At 46.4% G+C, this 21229-nt stretch carries 19 protein-coding genes and 3 tRNA genes; 15 read left to right on the forward strand and 7 right to left on the reverse strand.

The window, feature by feature from the left end; translation table 11 throughout:
• Positions 1-9: 9 nt before the first annotated feature.
• Positions 10-1038, forward strand: coding sequence for a 3-deoxy-7-phosphoheptulonate synthase (locus ACI6NM_RS11080; protein ID WP_158357891.1), 1029 nt, complete (start codon positions 10-12; stop codon positions 1036-1038).
• A 90-nt stretch (positions 1039-1128) separates the two neighbouring features.
• Here the strand turns inward: ACI6NM_RS11080 and ACI6NM_RS11085 are convergent, their stop codons facing one another.
• Genes ACI6NM_RS11085 through ACI6NM_RS11100 form a run of 4 tightly spaced genes read right to left on the reverse strand, consistent with a single transcriptional unit; the run spans position 1129 to position 5981 of the window.
• Complete coding sequence (locus tag ACI6NM_RS11085; protein ID WP_262427723.1) at positions 1129-1437, reverse strand: hypothetical protein; 309 nt, start codon at positions 1435-1437, stop codon at positions 1129-1131.
• 20 nt (positions 1438-1457) lie between these two features.
• The gene (locus tag ACI6NM_RS11090; RefSeq protein WP_158357895.1) at positions 1458-2864 is read right to left on the reverse strand and encodes a HAMP domain-containing sensor histidine kinase; all 1407 of its coding nucleotides are present in this window, start codon (positions 2862-2864) and stop codon (positions 1458-1460) included.
• Positions 2861-3571: a response regulator transcription factor gene (locus ACI6NM_RS11095; RefSeq protein ID WP_022274091.1), complete on the reverse strand. Its 711-nt coding sequence runs from the start codon at positions 3569-3571 to the stop codon at positions 2861-2863. Before ACI6NM_RS11095 ends, ACI6NM_RS11090 begins: the two co-directional genes overlap by 4 nt.
• Before the next feature lie 22 nt (positions 3572-3593).
• Entirely contained in the window at positions 3594-5981 is a 2388-nt protein-coding gene (locus ACI6NM_RS11100; protein ID WP_262427724.1) for an endonuclease MutS2, read from the reverse strand.
• Positions 5982-6124: 143 nt separating this feature from the next.
• Here ACI6NM_RS11100 and ACI6NM_RS11105 point away from each other — a divergent pair, with 143 nt between their 5' ends.
• The 6 genes from ACI6NM_RS11105 to ACI6NM_RS11130 all read left to right on the forward strand — a co-directional run bounded on the left by ACI6NM_RS11105 (position 6125) and on the right by ACI6NM_RS11130 (position 10505).
• Positions 6125-7456 carry a S1C family serine protease gene (locus ACI6NM_RS11105; protein WP_022274093.1) on the forward strand — a complete coding sequence of 444 codons (1332 nt, stop codon included), beginning with the start codon at positions 6125-6127 and terminating at the stop codon, positions 7454-7456.
• A gap of 118 nt (positions 7457-7574) precedes the next feature.
• Positions 7575-8531: a 3'-5' exoribonuclease YhaM family protein gene (locus ACI6NM_RS11110; protein ID WP_022274094.1), complete on the forward strand. Its 957-nt coding sequence runs from the start codon at positions 7575-7577 to the stop codon at positions 8529-8531.
• A gap of 14 nt (positions 8532-8545) precedes the next feature.
• On the forward strand, positions 8546-9958 hold the full coding sequence (rlmD, locus tag ACI6NM_RS11115; protein ID WP_262427725.1) for a 23S rRNA (uracil(1939)-C(5))-methyltransferase RlmD: 1413 nt from the start codon (positions 8546-8548) through the stop codon (positions 9956-9958).
• A gap of 210 nt (positions 9959-10168) precedes the next feature.
• Positions 10169-10241 (forward strand) — tRNA-Asn (locus ACI6NM_RS11120).
• An 80-nt stretch (positions 10242-10321) separates the two neighbouring features.
• Positions 10322-10393: transfer RNA gene (locus tag ACI6NM_RS11125), tRNA-Glu, on the forward strand.
• Between the two features lie 41 nt (positions 10394-10434).
• Positions 10435-10505: transfer RNA gene (locus ACI6NM_RS11130), tRNA-Cys, on the forward strand.
• Positions 10506-10951: 446 nt separating this feature from the next.
• On the opposite strand, the gene ACI6NM_RS11135 is transcribed toward ACI6NM_RS11130, so the two are convergent.
• Complete coding sequence (locus ACI6NM_RS11135; RefSeq protein WP_262427726.1) at positions 10952-12394, reverse strand: hypothetical protein; 1443 nt, start codon at positions 12392-12394, stop codon at positions 10952-10954.
• A 143-nt stretch (positions 12395-12537) separates the two neighbouring features.
• Here ACI6NM_RS11135 and ACI6NM_RS11140 point away from each other — a divergent pair, with 143 nt between their 5' ends.
• The 4 genes from ACI6NM_RS11140 (at position 12538) to ACI6NM_RS11155 (ending at position 17176) form a co-directional block, all read left to right on the forward strand.
• Positions 12538-14298 (forward strand): DNA primase family protein, encoded by a 1761-nt coding sequence (locus tag ACI6NM_RS11140; protein ID WP_262427727.1) that lies wholly within the window; start codon positions 12538-12540, stop codon positions 14296-14298.
• A 2-nt stretch (positions 14299-14300) separates the two neighbouring features.
• On the forward strand, positions 14301-14507 hold the full coding sequence (locus ACI6NM_RS11145; RefSeq protein WP_262427728.1) for a helix-turn-helix domain-containing protein: 207 nt from the start codon (positions 14301-14303) through the stop codon (positions 14505-14507).
• Between the two features lie 50 nt (positions 14508-14557).
• Positions 14558-15721, forward strand: a complete 1164-nt coding sequence (locus tag ACI6NM_RS11150) for a tyrosine-type recombinase/integrase (RefSeq protein WP_262427729.1) — start codon at positions 14558-14560, stop codon at positions 15719-15721.
• A gap of 78 nt (positions 15722-15799) precedes the next feature.
• On the forward strand, positions 15800-17176 hold the full coding sequence (locus ACI6NM_RS11155) for an ATP-binding protein (RefSeq protein ID WP_262427730.1): 1377 nt from the start codon (positions 15800-15802) through the stop codon (positions 17174-17176).
• 188 nt (positions 17177-17364) lie between these two features.
• Here the strand turns inward: ACI6NM_RS11155 and ACI6NM_RS11160 are convergent, their stop codons facing one another.
• Positions 17365-17556 carry a helix-turn-helix domain-containing protein gene (locus ACI6NM_RS11160; protein ID WP_262427731.1) on the reverse strand — a complete coding sequence of 64 codons (192 nt, stop codon included), beginning with the start codon at positions 17554-17556 and terminating at the stop codon, positions 17365-17367.
• Between the two features lie 214 nt (positions 17557-17770).
• Here ACI6NM_RS11160 and ACI6NM_RS11165 point away from each other — a divergent pair, with 214 nt between their 5' ends.
• Together ACI6NM_RS11165 and ACI6NM_RS11170 are read left to right on the forward strand one after the other, a co-directional pair.
• A complete protein-coding gene (locus ACI6NM_RS11165; protein ID WP_215653738.1) occupies positions 17771-18037 on the forward strand; it encodes a plasmid mobilization protein in 267 nt (88 codons plus the stop codon).
• On the forward strand, positions 18016-18588 hold the full coding sequence (locus ACI6NM_RS11170; RefSeq protein ID WP_262427732.1) for a relaxase/mobilization nuclease domain-containing protein: 573 nt from the start codon (positions 18016-18018) through the stop codon (positions 18586-18588). Before ACI6NM_RS11165 ends, ACI6NM_RS11170 begins: the two co-directional genes overlap by 22 nt.
• Before the next feature lie 180 nt (positions 18589-18768).
• Here the strand turns inward: ACI6NM_RS11170 and ACI6NM_RS11175 are convergent, their stop codons facing one another.
• The gene (locus tag ACI6NM_RS11175) at positions 18769-19083 is read right to left on the reverse strand and encodes a helix-turn-helix domain-containing protein (RefSeq protein WP_215653736.1); all 315 of its coding nucleotides are present in this window, start codon (positions 19081-19083) and stop codon (positions 18769-18771) included.
• Positions 19084-19409: 326 nt separating this feature from the next.
• On the opposite strand from ACI6NM_RS11175, the gene ACI6NM_RS11180 reads away from it, so the two are divergent.
• A complete protein-coding gene (locus ACI6NM_RS11180; RefSeq protein ID WP_215653735.1) occupies positions 19410-19898 on the forward strand; it encodes a helix-turn-helix domain-containing protein in 489 nt (162 codons plus the stop codon).
• A gap of 1112 nt (positions 19899-21010) precedes the next feature.
• Positions 21011-21202 carry a hypothetical protein gene (locus ACI6NM_RS11185; RefSeq protein WP_215653734.1) on the forward strand — a complete coding sequence of 64 codons (192 nt, stop codon included), beginning with the start codon at positions 21011-21013 and terminating at the stop codon, positions 21200-21202.
• Positions 21203-21229 lie beyond the last annotated feature (27 nt).

The raw sequence follows: 21229 nt of genomic DNA on the forward strand, positions 1-21229 counted from the left end.
ATGGCCATCATGGCATTTACGTTTAAAAGCCTGCTCCCTACACCGGAGCTGATCAAGGCAGAATTTCCCCTGTCTGACGAGGCAGTGGAGTTAAAAGAGAAAAGAGATAAAGAGATCGCGGCAGTATTTACTGGGGAAAGCGATAAATTCCTGGTGATCATCGGGCCGTGCTCGGCGGACCGGGAGGACTCTGTATGCGAATACATGGAGCGGCTGGCCCGGGTCAGCGAGAAGGTGGGCGACAAGCTGATCCTTATTCCCCGGGTCTATACCAACAAGCCCAGGACCACCGGAGGCGGCTATAAGGGGATGCTCCACCAGCCCAATCCTGAGAAAAAGCCCAATATGTACGAGGGCCTTGTGGCCATCCGGAAGCTCCACATGCGGGCGATCCAGGATTACGGCTTTTCCACGGCGGACGAGATGCTGTATCCGGAAAATTACAGCTATTTATCGGATGTGCTGTCCTATATCGCCATCGGCGCCCGGTCGGTGGAAAACCAGCAGCACCGGCTCACCTCCAGCGGCGTGGACGTGCCTGTGGGCATGAAGAACCCCACCGGAGGGGATCTGGGCGTTATGTTAAACGCCGTTTATGCGGCCCAGCACGGCCATGATTTCATCTACCGCACCATGGAGGTGACCACCGACGGGAATCCCCTGGCCCATACGATCCTCCGGGGAGCGGTCAGCAAGCACGGCCAGTGCATCCCCAACTACCACTACGAGGATCTGGAGCTGCTTTTACAGCTTTACGGAGAGCGGGAGCTGGTGAACCCGGCCTGTATCGTGGACGCCAACCACTCCAACTCCAATAAGCGCTACGAGGAGCAGGTGCGGATCGTGAAGGAGGTCCTTCACAGCCGCCGCTATTCCCCGGATATCCATAAATTCGTAAAGGGCGTGATGATCGAAAGCTATCTGGAGCCGGGAAGCCAGAAGATCGGCGAGCACATTTACGGAAAATCCATCACCGACCCGTGCCTGGGCTGGGAGGAGTCCGAGCGGCTGCTTTACGACATTGCAGAAGAAATCTAGAAACGGCAGAGCGCCGTCCAGCCCCGCGTCTGATGCGCGATGGGCCGGGCGGCGCTTTTTTGTCCCGGGTGCCGGAGCCGCTGTCTGCGGCTATTTCATTATGAGCTTATAGATGCGGATGATCTGGAAAATCACGCAGAAGCCGGCCACGCCAGCCATGGCCCACTGGGACCTGGCACAGTTCTGCCAGAGGAGGAGCAGTCCGGCGGCCATGCCCAGGAGATTCCAGTGGATGATGATCGTGAGCGTCCTGTCTTCGCGGGACAGATAATAAAGACCGAGGACCGCCAGCGTATACAGAAGGAGAAACGCACGGTCCTCCAGGCCCTTGACAAAGAAGACGAAAACTGTGAACATTACGATCCATGGCGGCAGCATGGGATTGGAAAATTTCTTCATATAAACACCTCCGGTCCAGATCACAGATTCACAGCCCGCGGCAGGGTGAAGATGAATTCCGAGCCCACGCCGGCGGTGCTGATCACGTCGATGTTTTCCCCATGGGCCTGGATGATCTCCTTTACGATGGAGAGGCCCAGCCCCGTGCCCTTTTTGTCCTTTCCTCTGGAAAGGTCGGATTTGTAGAAACGGTCCCAGATCTTTTTCAGGGAATCCTTTGGTATCCCCACGCCGGTGTCCTTGACGGAGACGAAGACCTTTTCGTACCGGGGAGCAGTCTGGATATAGATCACGGAGCCGTTGTGGCTGAACTTGATGGCATTGTCCAGGAGGTTATAAAGGACCTGCTGGATCTTTCCCAGATCCGCGTAGACCATCAGTACGTCGTCGGTAAAGGTCAGGTCCAGGACGATGTCCCTGGCGCTGCAGGTGCCTTCAAAGGAGGCCGCTGTGTCCTTGATGACCCGGTTGATGTCGAAATTGCTGCGGGACAGAAAGCCCTTGCTGTCTAAGGAGTTTAAGGTGAGCATTCCTTCGGTCAGCTTATTGAGGCGCTTCGTCTCAGAGATCACGATCCCCAGATATTTTTCCTCCAGCTCCGGCGGGATGGTGCCGTCTAAAATGGCTTCCAGATAGCCCTTGATGGAGGTCAGGGGGGAGCGGAAATCGTGGGATACGTTGGCGATGAAGGATTTCTGGTATTCCTCCATCTTTCCCAGCTCGCTGGACATATAGTTTAAGGTGTCGGCCAGATAGCCCATTTCATCATTGGTCTTTACTTTTATGGTGTGGTCCAGATTGCCGCCGGCGTATTCCATGGCTCCAGCGGTGATCTTTTTCAAAGGAAAATACACAGTTCTGGTGAATACTAAAAGGATGATCAGGGACAGGAAGAAGATAATGGCCGCAGTGATGTATACAATATTCAGGATCTGGTTCTGGCTGTCCAGGATCCGCTCCATGGGCATGTGGAGCACTACATAGCCGTATGTATTGAAATTTCCGGTGATGGGGGCCAGTACCGATAAGGTCTCGCCGGGGAACATGCCGAAGAAGTCCCCGATGATATAGGACTTGTTTCCTGTGACCGTGGGATCGAAGCCCTCAATGGTCTTTCCCGAATGGGAGGCGGGAGAGGTCTCGGCCACCACAGCGCCTTTATGGTCCAGGACCCAGGCAGAGGCCCCCAGATAGGTGGATACGGCCTCCAGCTGCGGGTTGGCCGTATCCAGGGAGATGGTCTTTCCCTGGTAAATATCGCTGTATGTGGAGGCCAGGAGGTTGGCTTCATCGTACATGGCATCGGACCGCTCCCGGACCAGATATTCATGGGTCATGTGGGAGGAAAAGGTGGCGATGAGGACAAAGCCCAGAAGGCCGAACAGGAGATAGCCCAGGACAAACTTGGTGTACAGGGAATGTGTCATCGTTTTACCTCGAATTTATAGCCGATCCCCCATACAGTGGAGAGGGACCAGTATTCGTTGTCCTTGATCTTCTCCCGGAGACGCTTGATGTGTACGTCCACCGTGCGGGTGTCCCCAATATATTCATACCCCCAGATATGGTCCAGGAGCTGCTCCCTGGTAAAGACCTGGTTGGGAGAGGACGCAAGGAAGTAAAGGAGCTCCAGCTCCTTGGGCGGCATGTCCACGGAACGGCCCTTATAGAGCACGGAATAATTGGTCAGGTTTACGACGAGATCCGGATATTCCACAAACTCTCCCTGCTGCTTCGGCACAGAGGAGACGGCGGAGGAACCGGCCTGGTAGCGGCGCAGGACGGCCTTTACCCGGGCCACCAGCTCCTTGGAGTCGAAGGGCTTTATCATATAGTCGTCGGCCCCCAGCTCCAGCCCCAGGACTTTGTCGAAGATCTCTCCCTTGGCCGAAAGCATGATGATGGGGACCTGGGAGACGGTGCGCAGCTCCCGGCATACCTGGTAGCCGTCGATCCCCGGGAGCATCAGATCCAGCAGCACCAGGTTTGGCTTAAAGGAAGGAAATTCCCGGAGCGCCGATTCCCCATCCCCCACGATCTTTGTTTCATAGCATTCCTTCATCAGGTACAGTGAGATCAGCTCCGCGATATTGGCATCGTCGTCCACGATCAGGATCCTCTGTTTATCAACCATTCCATGTTCCTCCCTGTCAGTTTTACTTAAATGTCACAATGGTAACTCCGGTATCGCCTTCTCCAAAATCGCCCAGCCGGAACTCCTTCACGTATTTCAATTTTTTCAGATGCTTATGGACCCCGGCCTTTAAGGCGCCGGTCCCCCGTCCGTGGACCACACGCACCTTGGGAAGGTGGGCCAGGTAGGCATCGTCCAGGTACTTATCCAGTACGGGAATGGCCTCGTCCACGGTCATGCCGATCAGGTTCACCTCCGGGGAAACGGAGAAGGACTTGGACATCTTGATCTTTCCGCTGCCGGTATTGTTCTTTTTCATCAGATCCATACCGGGACCGGAAATGGCCGGCTCGTTTAAAAGCTCCAGGTCCTTGATGTTCACCAGAGACCGCAGGATCCCCATCTGCACATACAGATCGCCCTTGGCGTTGGGCAGGGAGCTGACGGTGCCGTTTAAGTTCATGGTCAGCACCTTGACCCCGTCCCCGATCTTTAATTTCTTTGGAGAAATGGTCTTTTTCGGGCCTTTTTCATTTTTAAGGCTCAGGTTTTTATCGACCTTGTCCAGCTTTTCCCGAAGCTTTGTGCGCTCTGCCTCCAGCTCCTTTCCCACGCCGGAGGACTGGGCCAGCTTATTGATCTGGCGGATGGTCTGGTCGGCAGTTTCCTTGGCCTCCCGGAGGATCCTCTGGGCCTCCTCATTGGCGTTTCGGATCAGCTTGTCCTTCCGCTCGTCAAACCGCTCCTCCTTCTGCTCCAGACGGCTCTTTAACCGGGAGATCTCCGATTTATAGGAGGCGATCTCCTCCCGTTCCTTTTCGATGGTGACGCGGCTTTCCTCCAGGCTGGCCAGCAGGTCCTCAAAGGCCTCGTCGCCTTCCTCCAGACGGGACTTTGCATCCTGGATAATGAAATCGGGAAGCCCCAGCTTCTGGGAGATGGCAAAGGCGTTGCTCTTTCCCGGAATGCCGATGAGCAGGCGGTAGGTGGGCCTTAAGGTCTCCACATCAAATTCACAGCAGGCATTCTCCACGCCGGGAGTGGTCAGGGCATAGACCTTTAATTCACTGTAATGGGTGGTGGCCATGGTGCGGCATTTCATATTGTGGAGGAAGGACAGCACGGCAATAGCCAGAGCTGCGCCCTCGGTGGGGTCTGTTCCGGCCCCCAGCTCGTCAAAGAGGCATAAGGAATGGCTGTCGGCCTTTTCCAGGATCCTCACGATATTGGTCATATGGGCGGAGAAGGTACTTAAGCTCTGCTCGATGCTCTGTTCGTCTCCGATGTCGGCAAATACTTCGTCAAATACAGCCAGCTCTGACCCGTCGAAGGCCGGGATCTGGAGGCCAGACTGGCCCATGAGGGTGAAAAGCCCCACGGTCTTTAAGGATACGGTCTTTCCGCCGGTATTGGGGCCGGTGACGATGAGCAGGTCAAAGTCCTTTCCCAGATACACGTTGATGGGGACCACTTTTTTGGGGTCCAGCAGCGGATGGCGGCCGTCTTTGATGTGGATATAGCCGTTTTTATTGAATTTCGGCATGGAGCAGTTATAATGTCTGGCCAGAGCGGCCCGGGCAAAGATAAAGTCCAGCTTTGTCAGAAGCTTCAGGTTTATGAGGATGGTCTCCACATAGGGGACCAGCTCCATGCTGAGGGCAGCCAGCACCATTTCGATCTCCTTCTGCTCCCGGATCTCCAGCTCCCGCAGCTCGTTGTTTAATTTAATGATGGCCATGGGCTCGATAAAAAGGGTGGAGCCGGTGGCAGACTGGTCGTGGACCATGCCCTGGAAGCTGCTTTTATATTCGGCCTTTACAGGCAGGCAGTAGCGGCCGTCCCGCATGGTGATCACCGGATCCTGGAGCATGGTGCGGCTGGAATTTAAGATGGCATTTAACTGGGTGTGGACCCGGTCGCCGGTGATCTTCATCTGGCGGCGTACATGGCGCAGTCCCGGGCTGGCATCGTCGGCCACCTCTTCTTCGGAAATGATGCAGCGGGTGATCTCGTTGTTTACGTTGGTCAGCGGCTCCAGGGAACGGAACATCTCGTCCAGGGAGTCGTCGGGAAGCTCAGATTCCTGGCGGCGGCCATAGTTTTTGGCTCTGGCGGCACAGGTCAGAAGAGAGCTGACGGCCAGGAGCTCATGGATACTTAAGGAGCTTCCGATCTCCAGGCGCTTTAGGGAGCCGCCGATGTCGGAGATCCCGGCAAAGGAAACACTTCCCTTCTGGCGGACCCTGGCGACGGCATCGGCGGTCTCTGCCTGGGCCTGGACGATCTCCTCAAAGTCCGAGGACGGCTCCAGTTCCCGGCACAGCCTTTTCCCTGGCTCCGAAGCGGCATATTCGGTCAGTTTTTCTATGATCTTATGATATTCTAAGGTTTTTAATACTTTCTGGTTCATAAAAAGGTCCTTTCAAAACAGCGGGCAGAGACTTTGCCCATTTACCAAAGTATAACACAAAGCAATGGAATATCCTAGAGATATTTTTGTTGCATAAACCCAGCAAAAAAACTATAATGGAAAGGAGAGGAGTTTTATGGGATATGGCCGATGCACCAGACGAAAAGAGATCCAATGAAAAACCATTCATGAGGGAAAAGATCGTAAAGCCCCCGCTCAGCAGACGGCAGACTGCGGTCCGCGTTTTCCGGCTGTTTTTAAGTGCGGTCATTTTCGGGGTCGTGGCAGCAGTAAGCTTTGCAGCCTCAAGGCCGCTGGCAGAACGGTTCCTGGGAAAGGAGCCGGAGACGACTCCGGCTCCTACCATTACCATTGAGCGGGATGAACCGGGAAAAGAGGAGGAGACCCAGACGGCGGAAAGCGAATCCCTGCCGCCGGAGAGCCAGTCGGAGGCAGCCCGGGAGGAGATCGAAGGGATCGTAAAAAAAGAGCTGGAGACCTTCGACTGGACCAGGGACAAGGTGGAGGGCATGAACCAGGTCCTCCAGGAGATCGGCAGGGAGGCCGATCAGAGTGTCGTGACCGTATCTTCCGTAAAGCACCAGGTGGACTGGTTCGACAATCCGGTGGAGAGCACCGGCCAGTATGCGGGGATCATCCTGTCCATAAGCCGTGGGGAGATCATGATCCTGACAGAAGCTGCGGCGGTGGAGGAGGCGGATTCCCTCCGGGTCGTTTTTAAAGACGGCGGTACGGCGGCGGGAACCTTAAAGCAGAAGGACAGCCTGGGTGGTCTGGCGGTGGTATCAGTGGCGGAAGCCGAGGTGCAGGAAGCCGCAAGGGAGCGTATCAAAGCCGTGGAGCTGGGAAATTCGTATAGTCTGGAAACTGGAGACCTGGTGATTGCCGTGGGAAGCCCTGCGGGGATCGTCCATTCCGTAAAGCAGGGGGCTGTTTCCTATGTGGCTGGGAACGTGCAGACCGCCGATGGTCAGACCCGCGTTCTTTACACAGACTGCGGCTGCGAGACTGGAAAAGGGACCTTCTTTTTAAATATGTCTGGAGAGCTGGTGGGCTGGGCCACAGAGCTTTATGGGGCAGAGGACCGACAGGGGTTTACCATTGCGCTTCCGGTATCTGAGTATAAAGGAAACCTCCAGAAGCTGATGAATGGGATCCAGATCCCGTATATGGGCTTAAAGGGCCAGGACGTCAGCGAGGCCATGCAGGCGGAGGGGATCCCCAAGGGACTCTATATTACAGAGGCCATTGCCGATAGTCCGGCATACCTGGCCGGAATCCAGGCAGGGGATATCCTAACGAGGATCCAGGGAGCGGAGATCTGCTCCATCCGGGATTACCAGGCATGTCTGGAGGACCAGGCGGCCGGGACCGAGGCCACAGTGACGGTCCAGAGAATGGGACTGGGAGAATATAAGGAAATTGAATACAAAGTGATCATTGGAGCCAGGTGATTCGCCTGGCTCATGATGTCCGGGGCCGGGAGAACGGATCCGGCATATAAAGGGCTGCTGTCCGGTATTGAGGATACCGGAAAAGCGGCGGGAGATTGAAGAAGGGAGAAATTATAGTATGAAATATATCGAAACATTCCGGGAGGGCGCTCACATATCCGAGGTGTATCTGTGCAAGACAAAGCAGATCGCACTGACAAAAAACGGAAAGGAGTATGGCTCTCTGACCCTCCAGGACAAGACGGGGACCGTAGACGCGAAGATTTGGGAGCTGAATTCTCCGGGGATCAATGAGTTTGCGGCTATGGATTATGTGTTCGTGGATGCAGACGTGACAGTGTTCCAGGGGGCTTTCCAGTTAAACGTAAAGCGGATCCGCAAGGCCGATGAGGGGGAATACAGGCCTGGGGATTATCTGCCGGTGACCTCCAAGGATGTAAAGACCATGCAGCATGAGCTGACCCAGTATATCACCACCATCCGGAATGAGTACCTCAGAAAGCTGGCCGCCGGCTTTTTCATGAACGACGCTGCCTTTATGAAGGCATTCTCCTTCCATTCTGCGGCCAAGAGCGTTCACCACGGCTTTGTGGGAGGGCTTCTGGAGCACACCTTAAGCGTTGTGAAGATGTGCGATTATTTCAGTAAACAGTATCCGGCCTTAAACCGGGACCTGCTCTTAACGGCCGCCATGTTCCATGATATCGGAAAGACAAAGGAGCTGTCTGCGTTCCCGGAGAACGATTATACCGACGAGGGACAGCTCCTGGGCCATATCATCATCGGCGTCCAGATGCTGGAGGAGAGGATCGCCGCCATGCCTGGCTTCCCAAAGAAGCTGGAGCATGAGCTGATCCACTGTATCCTGGCCCATCACGGCGAGCTGGAATACGGATCTCCCAAGAAACCGGCCCTGATCGAGGCGCTGGCCCTGAATCTGGCCGACAACGCCGATGCCAAGCTGGAGACCATGACCGAGATCTTAAAGGGCGCAGGCGACAACATGGGCTGGCTGGGCTATAACCGGTTCATGGAAAGCAATGTGAGACGGACCAGTGACGGCCAGGAGAAATAACCGGAGGACGGAGCATGAAGAAAAACGACGTATTTACCGTGACCATTGAGGACATGGGCGAGGACGGGGCCGGGATCGGAAAAACCGACGGCTACACCTGGTTCATCAAGGACGCGCTCATTGGGGATGTGATCCAGGCGTCGGTGATGAAGATGAAGAAAAATTATGGCTTTGCCAGGCTGGTGAAGATCCTGGAGCCTGCGCCGGCACGGGTAGAGCCCCGGTGTCCGGTGGCCAGGGCCTGCGGCGGCTGTCAGCTCCAGGAGCTGGATTATAGGGAACAGCTCCGGTTCAAGGAGAGAAAGGTCTACAATCATTTAAAGAGGATCGGCGGCATGGACCGCCTGTTCCTGCCAGAGGACAGGGAAAAGGCCGCGGGCGTTTTGGATGCCGTGGTCATGGAGCCCATCATCGGCATGGAGGACCCCTGGCGTTACCGCAACAAGGCCCAGTATCCGGTGGGCCTGGGAAAGGACGGACAGCTGACGGCGGGATTTTATGCGGGACGCACCCATTCCCTGATCCCGGCTCCGGGTCTGGACTGCCTTCTGGGCTGCCAGGAAAATAAGGAGCTTCTGAAAATTATCCTGGATTTCATGAAAGAATATAAAATAAAGCCCTATGACGAAGCCGCCCATCAGGGCCTGGTGCGCCATGTGCTCTTAAGAAAGGGATTTTCCAGCGGCGGGCTGATGGTCTGTCTGGTCATCAATGGAGAGGAGCTTCCCCACGGCGGGGAGCTGGCGGAGCGGTTAAGGGAGGCCGGCGTCTCCAGCGTATCGTATTCGGTCAACACCGAGCGGACCAACGTGATCATGGGCACAAGGATCGTAAACCTTTACGGCCCCGGCTATATCACAGACACCATCGGTGATATCGAATACCGGATCTCGCCTCTTTCCTTTTACCAGGTGAATCCGGTGCAGACGGAAAAGCTTTACGGAACGGCCCTGGAATTTGCAGATCTTTCCGGCGGCGAAACGGTCTGGGACCTTTATTGCGGCATCGGGACCATTTCGTCGTTTCTGGCGAAGAAGGCCGGGAAGGTCTACGGCGTGGAGATCATTCCCCAGGCCATTGAGGACGCCAGGGAGAATGCCAGGAGAAACGGCATCGAAAATGTGGAGTTTTTCGTCGGCAAGGCCGAGGAGGTGCTGCCGGAGCAGTATGAAAGGAACCATGTCCATGCGGACGTGATCGTGGTGGACCCGCCAAGGAAGGGCTGCGATCCCGTTTGTCTGGAAACGATCCTTAAGATGGCTCCAGAGCGGGTGGTCTATGTAAGCTGCGATTCGGCGACCCTGGCCAGGGATGTGAAGTTCCTGGAGGAAAACGGCTACCGGGCAACGCGTGTGCGTCCAGTGGATATGTTTCCGATGGGGGGACACTGCGAGTGTGTGGTAAAGCTGGAGCGAGTGGGAAAGTAATATATGAGAACGGATAAGGGGCGGCTTTGGGGAGCATTTGAACCAGGCCGCCGCCTTGTCCGGATTTCCGGTTTTGGGGTCGGGCTGGACAGTGAGTTCCCGTCGTTTAGATAGGATCCGGAAAATCCAGGAAATAGAGAAAAATTTAAAAAAATCCTTGACATTTCTTTACCTCTATTATATAATATCATCGTTGTTTGAAACAACTATTCCTCGATAGCTCAGTCGGTAGAGCACGCGGCTGTTAACCGCGCTGTCGTAGGTTCGAGTCCTACTCGGGGAGCTTTTTATTACTGTCCGGTTTTGCCCGGCTTAAATCGGTTGACAGAGGCAGTCAGATATGATAGTATAAATAAGCAATCCGGCCCCATGGTCAAGCGGTTAAGACATCGCCCTTTCACGGCGGTAACACGAGTTCGAATCTCGTTGGGGTCACTCCTGGAATATTTAGTGTTCCAGTGCATACAATAGAATATGGCGCGATAGCCAAGCGGTAAGGCGTGGGTCTGCAACACCCTGATCACCGGTTCAAATCCGGTTCGCGCCTCTTGAGGAATCACAGAAATGTGGTTCCTTTTTTTATATAAATTTCCTTTAAAATAAAGGAATTTCGGCTATTTTAGTAATTATTACTAGAATAAACCGAAGTTCCTTTTTTAGTGGAAAGAGCCGTTTTGGAACAGGTTGGTACACTATAAATCGAAAGATAGTGTACCAATAGTGTATCAGAAAACAGTAACGAGTGAGGGACCTATAGATGACTTGACAAGTGTTAGTCTTTTTTTGAGGAATCTAAAGGAATTTTTATTTGCTTAACTACATCGTTACTATAGCTATGTAACGCATCAAATTTAATTTAAAGAAGGTTTCGCACACTGCTTTGCTAATGTTTAAAAGTCATGTTCCATGTTCCAATGTTCTTGGCAAAACCGCTATTTATGGGGAATGTTCCAGGAACATACAGGAACATACGGGAAATTTTTATTAGTTTGTTTAGAACGTGGAACCTGGAACGCTGGTTATCGGGAAATTTGATAAAAAAGAAATATAACTTCCCCGAATTTTTTTGATGTTTGTATTATGATTAGCGGTACAAGTACTTAAGGTGAGTTCCGGTGTAAGCAAGTTGATTTTGTAGGCACGCTTTCGGAACTCGGTTAAAAGCTTGGATATATCACAAGGAGGGAGGGTGTCTAATGAAGTATCAAAACGTTTTTCTAATTCCTTTGTATCAGAGGAAAAGAAGTCCTTTTCATGCTCTATCATATACTGCCTAAGTAGAGGCTTTAATGCACTCATTTGTTTTTCTATATTACATTTTGAAAGATGTTTCTTTGTTGTTTTAATAAGGGTAAGCATGAAATACCACTCAACAACAGGGCAGGCAAAATCAGAAAAGAAACGACAGAATCGTTCAAAGAAAATATGCCAGGTATGAATCGGCAACGCTTTTTGAACGGGAGGAATTTTCTGCGCTATTATATCAAAATTAAAGAGTTCCTTAAAAAAATAAGTTTGTTCTGAGAAAGATTCATTAATAGCTGAAAATGCATAATGAATATACAGAGAACGAGAAAGGCTATTTGGTAGTCGGTTTGCATAAGATAAGGTGCGGTAGCTGTTTATGCCGTTAGGGTAGGGCGTGCCTTGTATTTTTAAATCATTAATATTAGATAGAATTTGGCTCAATAAATCAAGGCCGAATATATTTTCTATACGGTAGAACCATAGTAGCCTTTCGGGAATGTCGTCAGGAGCCTGTTTAATAAGCATCTTATACAACTCAGATGTTTTTGTTAAACTATTTGATATTTTGCATGGCGTGCTGCTATTTTCATCATAATTATAAAGGCGCAGTACGCTTCCAAATTTTCTTGCATCAAAATCCATAATGGACTGAAATAGAGCAGCCTGTGATGTTTCTATCTGGGTTTCTTTTTTGCTACCCCAAAATAAAGGAAAAGATTGATTGTTCATTACACGAAGATGGTTCTTTATGGCATTGCTCAATCGTGTAGCTTCGGCTGCTCTTAAAGTAGTATCATTCTTGTTAAGTTCTGATTCAAAGTCAATGTTTGCCCTCGAATAGGTAGTTTGAAATGTCGAAGTGAACGAGCTAATAACACTATAAGCATAAACTACACAATGAAGTAGGAGAGTTTTTGGAAAAAGACTCTCCTTTTTGTAGTAGGAGGTGGGAGGCAATTCGGAAAATTCATATTTAGGCTTGCTTTGTCCAAAAAAATCTCCAGAATTGGGAAAAATTTTAAAAATACAGTTGTCAAAAAGCTTTTCTAAAGAATCTGGAATCCAGGAAGATGGATCGGCGTTTGTTATAGCGGTGGAATCTGGAAGAAGTAACGTGTATTTTAGAATATGGTCAGCTTCTTCTAAAGCATTGTTCCATCGGTCTTTATCTAATACAAGATATTTCATTTTATGCTCCTAAAATTTAGTTTTTATAATTATAGCATGAAAAATAGTATTTATAAAGTTTTAATATAATTGAATAGTAAATATGAAAAGATATAAATTGATTAAAAGGACAGGTATACTTTAGAAAAAAAGGAGGAAATAATATGCAAGAAGCAGTTACATTCAATGGATTTCTGCATGAAAGTGGCAAGCAGATTTCTATACAAATACCGGCATCAGCATACATACAGTTGGGGGAGAGGAGGGTGATTACGGCAAAGGAAGCCCTTGCAGTTGGAATGGATCTTACCCATTTGGCTGATGAAGAGACTGGAAAACAACTTTTTTCTGAGGGAGATCTTCTGGCGATTCGTTTAGCAAATAGTCAAATCAAGACGGAGGGAGAATTCGTACAGATAACCGAACTTCAAAGCATTGCAGAAGAGATAAGGGCAAAGGCCGTAGGGATGCAACCGGCAGTTTCCTTTATGGAAAAATGCCGGATTCCGATAAAGGAGGGAAAAAAAATGCCAGCCTTAATCGAGGACAAAGCCAGCATGTCGAAAGAGCAGCTTGCGCCGGCAAAAATTTATAAAGGAACTCCGATGCAGAATGACGAATTTTTGACGAATGATGAGGATGATAAGGCGCTTATTGCAGAGATTGAAAATTATTTGCGTTTGAATTTCGGTTTTCGCATTTATGATGCTCAAATTTATTTGTTTAATGCCAATATTGGATTTTATACGAGAGTTTCAGACAATGAAATAGACTACCTCGTTAATGCAATATTCGGGGAACGAATAAAAACCGTAGGAAAATCATACATCTACCGCGAAGTCCGAGAGTTTTTGAGGAGGGAGTCAAACCTTTTGGTTAAGGATTCTCAGCTTCTGGCTCCTAGAATTTGGGTTTTCCGTGATAAATTTGTCGATTCTTTTTCAGGGGAAATGCGCCTGAATGATGGAAATGTTTTTGTTTGTTCGGCATTGCAGTGCGAATATGATGAATACGCAATCTGTCCAAACTTTGAAGTCTATCTCGATTCAATCGCCGGAGGGGATGGAAAATTAGTTCAGCTACTGTGGGAGGTGATAGCCTACTTGCTATCAAGGGAAACAAGAGCAAAAAAAATCGTTTTCCTTCTCGGCAAGAAAGACTCTGGAAAAAGCCTTTTTGCGGATATTCTGACAGGGATTTTAGGTGAAGAATCTGTTTCAACGCTGTCGGTCAATGATTTTGGCAAACAGTTTGGACTTGCAGAACTAATGGGGCGTCACCTAAATATTTGCATGGACTTGCCTAATGTTCCCTTATCAGCAGAGGCAGTAGGAAGGATAAAATCCCTTACCGGAGGTGATTTAATTCGCGCAGATGTTAAATTCAAGGAGGCAGTACGTTTTCGTGCGACAGTTCGCCTTCTGTTTGGTTCTAATGCCATGGTACGCTTGGCATCTCCAGATCCAGCATTCGCAGAACGGTGTATTTTTATTCCTTTCAGGTACGCCGTCCCTAGAGAAAAACAGGATTTACAACTTTGCGAAAAGCTATTAAGGGAGCGTGCTGGAATTTGCAGAAAGGCGATGAACGTTTATGCGGATTTGGAAAAACGGGGGTTTGCATTTACTACCGTGGATCTGGGCACTGAAAATGAAGGAAAGGTAATCAACTGGGAAAAAGTTTTGGACGTTTTCATGGAAGAGCATTGCGAATTGACCGGAAATGAGGCAGACAGGGTATCATCAGAGAAGCTGTTTAATTCTTTTTTGACATTCTGCATTGAAAAGGGAGTAGGTTCAATGTCGCAGGAATCATTTAGCAAGAAGTTTCGGGAGAAAACAGAAGGAAAGGTCGAAAAGAAAAAAATAAGAATTGGAAAAGAAACAGTAAATGGATTCGTGGGAATCATTTTGAAAGGGGCGTAAAAATGAAGAAATCAAAAGATGATGCGAATATTCGAGTTTATACTAAAGCCGATTTGCTGAAAATTTTTCCATTCGGTCGCACGAAGCTACAGCAACTGCTTACGGCGGGCGTCCTCCCGGTCGTTAAAGTCGGGAAGGCGTACCTCACCTCTGAGGCGCAGATCCAGCGTTGGTTGGAGGAAAATACAGGAAAAGAGATTTACTATTAATATAGCCCCCCTGGAATTGCACACCAGGGGGATATTTATAGGAGGAAATTGTGGAAGAGAAGGAAACTACAAAGAAGCGTCGCAAAAAGGGTGCTGGTTCAATTATGAGGAAGGCGAATGGGACGTATTTAGGGAGGATTGCCATTTCCGGATATGAACCATTTTCCTGTACTGGAGCAACGAAAAAGGAGGTAGAACGGAAATTAGAGGAATTTAAAATCCGAACCTTAAAAAAAGAGGTAATACCGCAAAAAATATTTGTTAATACCTATATCGAGAAATGGATGGAAACCGTAAAACGGCCATCCTTAAAAGCAGCATCCTTTGATCGACTGGAACGTACATACCTTACACAGATTAAAGATAGCCGGGTAGGAAGATGCCAGCTAGGAAATATTACGTCAATGGACGTGCAAGGTCTGATTAATGAGAAAAGTAGGACACTTTCCTACTCATCCCTAAAAAAAATATATGAATTGTTAAATGGATGCTTTGAGTATGCGGTTATCTGCAGAGAGATGGATTTTAATCCGGTGCGCGCAGTCCAGATGCCGAAAAAAGAAAATCTAAATAAGAAGGAGAAGCAAATGGGTGTATTTAGCAAAGAGGAACTTACCAGAATAGAAAATGTGGCAGCAATTACGTATCAGTCAGGAGAGGTGAGGTATAGACATACTTGGTTCTTCCTGTTGTTGGCCAATACCGGCCTTCGTGCAGGAGAAGCTATAGCCTTACGTTGGGACAATATTGATCTTGATAAGGGATTTATTCATGTAAAGCAAAACGCATCTGTTGTAAAATGCAGGGATGGGAAAGAAAATAAGTATCAGGTGGTGATAACGACAGTGAAAACGAAAACTGGAAACCGTATTGTGCCTTGTAATGAGAAAGCGTTACAGGCTTTAAGAGCGCTGCAGGATTATCAAAAATCACACCATATTCATTCCGATTATGTGGATTGCAACGATAAGGGTGAACTGCTTAGTCAGCAGACCCTCCCGAAAATTTTAAAGGCTATATTGAAAGCGGCAGATGTACCGTATCGAAGTGTCCATTCTTTCAGACATACATTCGCTACGAATCTTATTCAGGCCGGGGTGGATGTAAAGGTGGTAAGCCAGCTTCTGGGTCATAGCTCGGTTAAAATCACTTATGATACATACGTTCATATGGGGGTTGATCGGGCGATTGAGGCAGTAAAGAGAATTGGCTAGCCTGGTATTGCTACTTGGTATTCATTTTTAATTGTGCTATACTATAAAAAGGTCGTATTAGGAATGGAAGGGGGATCTATGGAGATAGAGTTAAAACGGGATATATACGAAGAACTGCTTCAATGGAAAAGACGAAATTCAGGACTTGTTTTGGAGTTGGAAGGAGCCAGACAGGTTGGCAAGACTTATATTTTGGATAAATTTGCAAGAGAGCAGTATCAGCAGTATATTTATATCAATATGATTGGGGAGTCAGGGGAATATTTTCTGGAATGTTACGAAAAGGCGTATCATCGAAGAAATGTACAGGACGAGGCAGAAAATGGTATGGCCGCAGTACTGAAGACATATGCGCCTAACTTTGTAGACAGCAGGGAGACAATCGTTGTTATTGACGAGATACAGGAGTCTCCGGTGATCTACAGCCGAATCCGCGAATTTGCCAGGGAATTTTCCTGCGATTTTATTGTAACAGGAAGTTATTTGGGAAAGACACGGGAAAAAGAATTTTTCCTTTCCGCTGGAGATACGGATACTCTGGTTATGGGGACTCTGTCTTTTCCAGAGTTTTTGGGGGCATTTGGAAAGAGGGATCTGTATGAGACCCTTACTCTGGACGGGAAGGACGATCATGCCAGGTATGATGAAATCAAGGATTATTTCGATTTATACTGCCAGATTGGCGGTTATCCAAGAGTTGTCCAAAACTACTTGGAAACCGGAGATCTGAGCCAAAGCCGGAGGCTGGTGGAGCGGATTATCGATATTTTTATCAAGGAGTCATCCAGATATTTTGAATCCGAACTGGATATTGAGATATTCGGGCAGTTATTCCAGGCAATCGCAATTATGCTTTTAAAGGAGAAGAGAGGTACGGAAGATCTGGTAACAGACTTATCCAAAATCGTCTTTAAAGAAGAAAGTGGACGGGTTTCTAAGAAGATGATAAATCATGCCAGAAGCTGGCTGTATTTATCTCACGTAATCGGTTACTGCAGCAAAAGTATTAATTGCGACCATTTAAGCATTGTAGATAACTGCAGATATTATTATATGGATTTGGGAGTTGCTGCTTATTTTCTGAGAAAGACCGGAGAACCAGATACAGCTATAAAAGGAATTCTATGCGAAAACTTTGTGTATTTGGAACTTTTGAATCGGTTGAGGAACACAGACAGCATTGCAGGAACCGTGCCATGGTTTGCTGTATACCAGCAGACAGGAGGGGAACTGGATTTTTATGTCAGAAGCCTGCTGGATTATAAAAATTATGGCTTGGAGGTAAAGGCAGGAAAGAGCGCAGGAAATACAGCGTCCACTTTACTGGAAGCAGGCCTACTGGATTTTTTGTATTATCTAAAAGGTAATACCTACGGTGGAATTACGGAGGATGGAAAAATCCAGACAGTACCGCTCTATTTGGCTGGTAGGATTAGGTTTGATAAGGGCGTATGATTGCTTTTAAAAACAGGTGTTGCTTTCGATGATTGGAGGTAGCACCTGTTTTTAGGCATAAATTGAATGGGGGGGGGGCGGCGTATCATGTTCCGAAACCGTATTATAATACAAACAGGGACAGAACCTTAAATTGGCATTACCCTGAGCAGCGAATGAGATTTACAAAAACCGTAAAATGATCTTAATTATTTCTGGTCGATTTTGGATTCAGAAAGGATATATTCTTCAACCGATCTCTTTGGTATCTTCCATAGGCGTCCGATGCGGAACGCCTTTATTTTTTTCCTTCGCAGAAGTTCATAAGCTACATTTTTGCCAATAAAAAGCATTTCACATAATTCTTCTATAGAAACAAGATCTGAATAATTCTCAAACATATAGTGCACCTCCATGTGATTTTTATAGAGATGTGTATGATATAAAATTTAAAAATGATAAAATGTATATAGTAAAACCATATAATACAAGAAACTCAAAGATCATCTGAAATAATTTTTAAAAATATTATAACATTTTCATAAAAGTAGAATGGGAAGTCTGTAGGACATTCCCACCTACTTGCTAGAGTATTGCCAAAAGGAGGAAAAAGAAATGACAATATCAATTCGACTTACAGAAGATGAGGAGAAGGTACTTAAACGGAAAATGGAACAGACTGGATTACAAAAAACTCAATTGATTAAACAGAGCCTGTTTGTGGAAAATCCAGTACAAATCGTAGATCATAGCCGGGAAATATATACGATGCTTCACCATTTGCGTGAGGAATTAGAAAGGCTGGAAGGAACTCAGAACATAAGGATTTCGGATAATATAAAAGAGGAGCTGTGGGAGATATGCCAAAAATTGTTTGCGTAAACAAAAATAGCAAAGGTTATAATACGCCAGAGGATTTACAAAAGATTATCCATTATGCATACAATCCACTGAAAACGACAGAGGATACAATTAGGCCAGGACATGCGATTGGCGACTATACGGGATGCTATCCATTTATGGGGCCAGAGTACTTAACCCATGATGAAGCTGCTGTATCGTCATATATGATTTTGAACAATGCAATCTATGGGAAATCTCATGGAAATTTGATTCGTCATTGGGTGATTAGTTTTCATAAATCCGACTATGTTATGCCGTGTGATGCGGCCAATTTGGGAAATTTTTTAATTCACGTTTTAGGGCAGAATTATATTTCAGCATTCGGAGTCCATATGGATACATACTATATTCATATCCATTTAATAATCAACTGTATCAACTGGCATGATGGAAAACGCTATGATGTTCCATATGAAGGGAAGTGGATTAATAGTATGGTAGAAGGCTGGTATCAAACCCATATGGATAATCTGATAAAGGATGTGGAAGCAAGAAAACGATACGAGGCATATTTATATGGAGAGTATTAAAGGTTTTGAAAGTTTACATTCTCAATTTTTCCATAGAATATATGCTTTTTGCTTTTTTAAACCTTAATTCGGATAATTTATTTAGGACAACTGCAGAATCTTTGCTTATTGAAAAGGAAGGATAGGAAGCTACAGATACTTAAGTCATGTAGCTTCCTTTTTACTATTTTTATTATGCAACTATTTTGAAGTCAATAAGAGATTTATAATAGAATAAATGGCGTCTTTTTCTTTTTCCGATAATTGGTCCCATTTAGTTAATAAATTTTTTTGATCTTTGGATAGACCATTAAAATCTTCATAGGAGAAGAAATCATGTAAAGAAATTTGGAAGGTATTGCATAGGATTTCTATCTTGTCTATCGGGGGATAGAGATTTTTTTGATACCATGTAGCAATTGTGGATTGTGGAATACCAGATAACTTTGCCAATTTATATACAGACCATTCTCTACTTTCTCGTAGTTCTTGTATGCGAGCTAAAACGTCAAACAAAGAATGCCCTCCTTTAATGTTTATCTATATTTCGATATTTTAAATCGAATTTACGGTAGTCAATAGATGGATATTTGCGTTACAATGTATCGTATAAACGATACATTGGTAAAAGGAACTAAGCAAAACCCAATTTATTTTTAAAATAAAATAACAAAAAAGGAGAGCAGGAGAAAACTATACAGATGGAGAGATTTCCTAGCAGATGCTTAAGATGAGGAAAACCTCATTTTAATTTGTACTAAATCTTGACATAGTACCATACGCTGTATTGCGTATTGGAATCTTCATAATACCATGCTAGAATAATTTGGAGGAGGAAAGACATGAAATTATTTGCTGAAAATCTAAAGAGAATGCGAAAAGAAAGAAACATGACACAGGATCAATTAGCACGTATTTCTGCTATTCCGAAGGGAACAATTTGTAATTATGAGCAGAATCGAGGGGGCTGTGATCCATCTCTTCATAATCTAATGGTTTTGGCGGATATATTTAATGTTACCCTTTACAATTTATATTATGGAGGAAAAAAAGAAATGACTACAAATTCTATTTACATGGATGAATTGTTAAGTGAACTTTTCCAGCTGAATCATGGTGCGATAGGAGAGATTCACGATAGTGAACCTAATGGAATTAGTTTACCTAAGTTGAGTATTTCAGATGAAATAATAACTAAGCTTACAGAGCGTTGGAACACTGGCATTGCCTATCCTAAACGTGGTTTGTATAGAAATTATGTTGAGCAGACTATTGTCAGATATGCACAGGATAGACAAGGGTGGAAAAAGAAATTCGGATTAGACCAATAGTATTATTTATTAGGCGCCTTGGAGGAATCCAAGGTGCTTATTTTATAGACTTTAGGTTTGTCCCTGGGTGCCCGGACGCGGGCTAGGATAATTGCTGTGCCATAGTGTTCAGCCATTTCCTGATAGACAGCATTTATACGCTGATCTTTCCAACCCTTGCTGTGATCCATAGCAGTGCGGTAGTTATCCAGCACAAGGATTTTGGCAACACCACCAAAGTACTTATAGATGTGGACATGCGTAGCAATCTACGAGGGCTGCTTCTCGTCCATAAAAGCACACGATCTGAATATTTACGGATATCTTAAATTTCTGCTGGAGCATCAGCTGAGTAAAGATATGACCGATGAACAACTGGCACCTTGGAGTAAAAACTCCAATCTATCAAAAATCGCATATGAATTATGGTGAATTACTCCAACTCGCAAAGGGACGGGGTAATTTTGTATCTGACCGCATTATAATTTGGCGGTTACGATATAAAAATCATATTTAAGGCAAAAAGCGGCTATCGGGAAATAGAATAGCCTAAAACAGGGCCAGTTGTGACTTATCTCTCGATCCTTTGAGTTCCTCCAAAAAGGTTGAGAAATCGGCATTTTTATACTTCTTATAAACGATACAACACTTCGATATTGCGATTGACAAAAAAGATAAAAATTGATATTATAGAACTAAAGATACACCTTGTGAAGGAGGGGATATTTATGCAGAGGGTAGAAATTATATGTCCAAGTTGTGGAAAACGCTACAAAACTATAACAGTGAGTGACACGAGCCGTTATAATCAGACAGGTATATGTACTGGATGTAAAAATAGAGTTAGGTATAGTGTAGAGGGGACCCGTGTAATCGTTTCAAGAGGATAAGATAGTTGTCGCTATTTATTTTGTAGGATAGTCAATATGTCAAATGAATATCGGAACGTTGAATACATGTGCACAATTTGTGGTAAAAAGACATCTCGTATTTCTACTATGGGGAGACCTTTGCCAGGGCATTGTCCAAAGAGGCCTATAGCTTTTGATGGAAAAAGAGGTCCACATAGATGGGTTATAAACAGAAAATATTAATATTGGAGACGTTTATAAAAGTTCAAAAGGAGGATATGTATGTCATTTTTTGGAAGTTTTTTTAATGCCGCAATGAAGGAAATGGAGAAAAATCAAAATAAATACGAAAGAGCTAATGAAAAAGCCGCTAATATGTCAGATGAACAATTGAGAAGAAAGTTTGAAAGCTCAACAAACACTTTTGAAAAAATGGGATATGCTCAAGAATGGAAAGATAGGCATGGAAATTAATGGCTATTTGTCTGCAGTTTGGGTATA

Source organism: Pilosibacter sp. YYHA0881 (assembly GCF_051602715.1).
Lineage (GTDB): Bacteria > Bacillota > Clostridia > Lachnospirales > Lachnospiraceae > Alitiscatomonas > Alitiscatomonas aceti.

What these genes read in the sequence shown, in the direction of transcription:
- ACI6NM_RS11095 (WP_022274091.1), bottom strand. Translation starts at nt 3,571, where the DNA reads ATGGTTGATAAACAGAGGATCCTGATCGTGGACGACGATGCCAATATC.
- ACI6NM_RS11145 (WP_262427728.1), top strand. Translation starts at nt 14,301, where the DNA reads ATGAAGAAATCAAAAGATGATGCGAATATTCGAGTTTATACTAAAGCC.
- ACI6NM_RS11160 (WP_262427731.1), bottom strand. Translation starts at nt 17,556, where the DNA reads ATGTTTGAGAATTATTCAGATCTTGTTTCTATAGAAGAATTATGTGAA.
- ACI6NM_RS11155 (WP_262427730.1), top strand. Translation starts at nt 15,800, where the DNA reads ATGGAGATAGAGTTAAAACGGGATATATACGAAGAACTGCTTCAATGG.
- ACI6NM_RS11085 (WP_262427723.1), bottom strand. Translation starts at nt 1,437, where the DNA reads ATGAAGAAATTTTCCAATCCCATGCTGCCGCCATGGATCGTAATGTTC.
- ACI6NM_RS11090 (WP_158357895.1), bottom strand. Translation starts at nt 2,864, where the DNA reads ATGACACATTCCCTGTACACCAAGTTTGTCCTGGGCTATCTCCTGTTC.
- rlmD (WP_262427725.1), top strand. Translation starts at nt 8,546, where the DNA reads ATGAAGAAAAACGACGTATTTACCGTGACCATTGAGGACATGGGCGAG.
- ACI6NM_RS11135 (WP_262427726.1), bottom strand. Translation starts at nt 12,394, where the DNA reads ATGAAATATCTTGTATTAGATAAAGACCGATGGAACAATGCTTTAGAA.
- ACI6NM_RS11180 (WP_215653735.1), top strand. Translation starts at nt 19,410, where the DNA reads ATGAAATTATTTGCTGAAAATCTAAAGAGAATGCGAAAAGAAAGAAAC.
- ACI6NM_RS11110 (WP_022274094.1), top strand. Translation starts at nt 7,575, where the DNA reads ATGAAATATATCGAAACATTCCGGGAGGGCGCTCACATATCCGAGGTG.
- ACI6NM_RS11105 (WP_022274093.1), top strand. Translation starts at nt 6,125, where the DNA reads ATGGCCGATGCACCAGACGAAAAGAGATCCAATGAAAAACCATTCATG.
- ACI6NM_RS11165 (WP_215653738.1), top strand. Translation starts at nt 17,771, where the DNA reads ATGACAATATCAATTCGACTTACAGAAGATGAGGAGAAGGTACTTAAA.
- ACI6NM_RS11100 (WP_262427724.1), bottom strand. Translation starts at nt 5,981, where the DNA reads ATGAACCAGAAAGTATTAAAAACCTTAGAATATCATAAGATCATAGAA.
- ACI6NM_RS11170 (WP_262427732.1), top strand. Translation starts at nt 18,016, where the DNA reads ATGCCAAAAATTGTTTGCGTAAACAAAAATAGCAAAGGTTATAATACG.
- ACI6NM_RS11185 (WP_215653734.1), top strand. Translation starts at nt 21,011, where the DNA reads ATGTCATTTTTTGGAAGTTTTTTTAATGCCGCAATGAAGGAAATGGAG.
- ACI6NM_RS11080 (WP_158357891.1), top strand. Translation starts at nt 10, where the DNA reads ATGGCATTTACGTTTAAAAGCCTGCTCCCTACACCGGAGCTGATCAAG.
- ACI6NM_RS11140 (WP_262427727.1), top strand. Translation starts at nt 12,538, where the DNA reads ATGCAAGAAGCAGTTACATTCAATGGATTTCTGCATGAAAGTGGCAAG.